Source organism: Geobacillus sp. G4 (assembly GCF_040327975.1).
In the GTDB taxonomy this organism is placed as follows: Bacteria; Bacillota; Bacilli; order Bacillales; family Anoxybacillaceae; genus Geobacillus; species Geobacillus thermoleovorans.
Window position 1 is genome coordinate 1 of sequence record NZ_JBEPJY010000069.1, and the last position, 479, is coordinate 479.

At 52.0% G+C, this 479-nt stretch carries 1 protein-coding gene; it reads right to left on the reverse strand.

What is annotated here, in order from left to right:
• The coding region (locus ABS784_RS16975) for an integrase core domain-containing protein (protein ID WP_352513369.1) at nt 1-479 on the reverse strand (479 nt) is incomplete at both ends.

Consider the following 479-nt stretch of genomic DNA (forward strand, 5'->3'; position numbering starts at 1 on the left):
TACACATAGACGCCTCGTTCGTCATAGCGGAGCTCAATCGATTGCCCAATGAACCGAGGCGGCACTTCGTATAGCTGCTTATTCAGGGTGATCGTGCCATCGGCTTTCACCTTGCGGTGCTCCCGTTTCAGAAAAATCGCATCCAGCCAATCGCCATCTTCGATGAACGACACGAGATGCACTTGCGATTGAAACACCTCATGCGGCGTTTTTCCGTCCAGTGAGGCGTGCGGTTTTCGATGATACTCCTCTTCAAGCCACTTCCAAAAACGCTCGTTCAACTCGTCAAGCGATTTCGGCGGATTCAGCTCCAACAGTGGATAAAACCGTGTCTGTACGGTGCGGAAGAACCGTTCGATTTTTCCCTTGCTTTGCGGGTCATACGGCTGGGTGTGGATGAGTGTAATCCCCATCTCGGCGCACGCATACTGCAGCACCTCGGACCGATAAATTTTCCCGTTGTCCGAGTAAATGCGTTT